General features: G+C 66.5%; 4 protein-coding genes. 1 reads left to right on the plus strand and 3 read right to left on the minus strand.

The window, feature by feature from the left end; genetic code table 11:
- The 3 genes from BUC15_RS18675 to BUC15_RS18685 all read right to left on the minus strand — a co-directional run.
- A partial coding sequence (locus BUC15_RS18675; protein WP_073191584.1) for a hypothetical protein occupies positions 1 to 846 on the minus strand: 846 nt, incomplete at its 3' end.
- Positions 843 to 1,307 carry a hypothetical protein gene (locus tag BUC15_RS18680; protein ID WP_073191587.1) on the minus strand — a complete coding sequence of 155 codons (465 nt, stop codon included), beginning with the start codon at positions 1,305 to 1,307 and terminating at the stop codon, positions 843 to 845. The genes BUC15_RS18680 and BUC15_RS18675, both read right to left, overlap by 4 nt.
- Before the next feature lie 61 nt (positions 1,308 to 1,368).
- The gene (locus BUC15_RS18685) at positions 1,369 to 1,800 is read right to left on the minus strand and encodes a hypothetical protein (RefSeq protein ID WP_073191590.1); all 432 of its coding nucleotides are present in this window, start codon (positions 1,798 to 1,800) and stop codon (positions 1,369 to 1,371) included.
- 311 nt (positions 1,801 to 2,111) lie between these two features.
- Here BUC15_RS18685 and BUC15_RS18690 point away from each other — a divergent pair.
- The coding region (locus BUC15_RS18690) for an ArdC family protein (RefSeq protein WP_245788044.1) at positions 2,112 to 2,602 on the plus strand (491 nt) is incomplete at its 3' end.

The following is a 2,602-nucleotide window of genomic DNA, read 5'->3' on the forward strand; positions in this document are numbered from 1 at the left end:
GCGGTGGAGGTGTCCTTCGGGGTCTTCGCTGTTGGCGGCGAGGGGGTCGGCCTGGCTCAGCCCGGGCCGCGCGAGCGTCGCTCGGAGCCAGAGCGGCTCCAACTGCGCTGCGAAGGAAATCGTGTGCCGACGCCGTGCGTGGTGCTGTGCCCGGCGGACGGCAGGCTGGACCGCAAACCCGGCGCAGAGGAACACGAAAGTCAGGACCGAGAGCGGGTCGTACGCGGCCTGGATGGCGTGCATGAGGTCGAGGTGGCCGACGGCGTGAGCGACGTCCATGACGATCACGGCGAGGCAGAGGGCAACGCCGAACGTCGATCCGAGGCTGAGCAGTGCGGCGGGGAGGCGCTGGATGCCGGTGCTGTGGCGATACTGCCGTGTGGCGAGGACGAGCATCGTTGCGATGACGAGTGCTCCGTAGCTGAAGTTGATGATCGAGTAGACCGCTGTTGCTGGCTGTGCGCCGAGGTCGCTCATGAATCGTGTTGTGGTGGTGCCGCGGTCGATGAACAGGAACGATGCGGTGATCGCGAGCAGCGCGATGAGCAGGACGGGTGCGCTGACGGCGGCGCGGACGAGCCTGGGCCGGTACTCGCCGGACTTCATGACGCCGCGCCCGAGGAAGAAGAGCCCGGTCATCAGGAGTGCGTCGGCGATCAGCGTCGCGATGTTCGTGCCGCCGAGGAGCGGATCGACGACCGTGTAGATGCCATCGACGTTCAGTGTCATCGCGATGGCGATGGTGAGGGCGGCGTAGGTGATGCTTCGGTCGGTGCGTTTGCGGCGGAAGATGAGCAGGCTCGCCACGAGCGCCCACATGAGCGTCGCGACGAGCGTCTGGATCATCCGAAGACCTCCGAGTAGGCCGATTCGGCGAACACCGATCCTCGGATGCCGGCGGCGAGCCGGTCGGCGAGGGACTCTGCGGCGATCTCGGTTTCGCTGTCGAGGTCTTGCCGAGTGAGCAGGCGTGCGCGGGTGTACGGCGGGATGTTGGGCAGCAGTGCTTCCTCGACGGCGCAGTCGTCGCCGTCGCAGTGCCCGAGGATCATGTGGGCAAGCTCGTGGAGCACGAACTGCTGGCGGTGCAGTGCGGAGTCGCTGCGGGCGTGGAGCACGAAGTCTTCGGCGTCGGTGGAGAGCAATGCCGCGCAAAGGCCGTCGTGGGCGTCGAGGTCTGCGAGTTCGACGATGCGGAGCCGCCGGTGCCGCCGGTCTTGGACGGTGTGGCGGAGGTTGTCGAAGGTGAAAGTGTTGCCGAGATGAAGGCCCGCGACGGCCGCCGATACGGTCTGTTCGATATTCACGGTTTGCCCCTTGTCTGTGGGGAGCAGAGACCGGCGTCGGCTCCGTGTCGTGCGGTGCCGGTCAGTGCTCGGGCATGTGTGTCATTTCCTCGTCCAGGAACTTGGTGATGGCATTGAGTGCTTTCGGCGAGATGTCGCCGAGGGTGCGCGCTGCGTAGGACTTCACCTTCGCTGCACGCATGGACCGAACCAGATCGAGCTGCGCTGAGACCTTCTCGGGGGTAGCGGCACCGTTCTCACCGAGCAGGAACGCGGCGTCCACGTCGAAGAACGCGGCCAGCCCCTCGAAGACGGCGGGGTCTTGGACGTAGCGGTGGCCGTTGACCATGTACGTCCAGCGCGACCGCGACAGGTTCGTGCCTCGTTCGCGGAGGTAGTCGGCGATCTGCGAGTAGGTCGGTTCCGTGCCGGACTCGGCGACGGCGACATCCATCAGGAGCCGCAGACGCTTTGCGAGGTCTTCGGCCGCAGCCTGGCTCTCGTCTTCGGTCATGACGGTGCCCCCCTTCCCTTCGCGACGGGCAAGGCATCCATGTGATCCACCCCGGAGGGTGGTTGTGCATGCTCAACCGTACTCGTTGAGCATGCACAAATCAAGGGTTGCGCATGCTCAACGGTCGGTGTTAGAACAGGACTCCGGGACATTTTGAGCATGCTCAAGGCTCGGTTCCGGTCTCGGCTCGGGCTGCCTCAAGGAGGTGAACGATGTCCAGCTCACGGTTCGGGCGCGGGTGTTCGCGCCTACCTGCCAGGTGTACCGCCGCGTGCAACCTTGGCGCGGCCCGCCGAAGAGGAGGCCGGAGCATGGCATCGAACGAGGACGCCCGTGCGGCGCGAGAGGCGAAGCTCGACGAGCTGCACGAGAAGCTGACCGGAGCGGTTGAGTCGCTGGTCTCGGGTGACGATTGGCGGCAGGCGCTCGCGTTCGCGGCACGGTTCCGGTCGCGGTCGTTCATCAACACAATGCTGATCTGGGTGCAGCACGAAGCCGCGTTCGAGGCAGGCCGCGTGCCAGAACCCTTCCCCACCCTGGTCGCCGGATACCGGCAGTGGCAGGGACTCGGGCGGCAGGTAATGAAGGGCCAGCCGGGCTACATGATCTTCGCGCCCGTAACGGGCCGGTTCGCCACCGCGACCCCTGCCGATGCGGGCTCGTGGCGACGGCTCGGACCGAGGGAGAAGCCGAAGGCAGGCGAGGTCGTGCGCTCGCGGATGGTCGGAGCCCGGCCGGCCTACGTGTGGGATGCCTCCCAGACCGACGGAGAACCATTGCCAGTTCCGCCCGCTCCGACGCT

This window comes from Tessaracoccus bendigoensis DSM 12906 (assembly GCF_900141915.1).
Taxonomy (GTDB): Bacteria; Actinomycetota; Actinomycetes; order Propionibacteriales; family Propionibacteriaceae; genus Arachnia; species Arachnia bendigoensis.

Bases quoted from the DNA above. Each gene is read 5' to 3' on its own strand.
- BUC15_RS18685 (WP_073191590.1), bottom strand. From the start codon at position 1,800: ATGACCGAAGACGAGAGCCAGGCTGCGGCCGAAGACCTCGCAAAGCGT.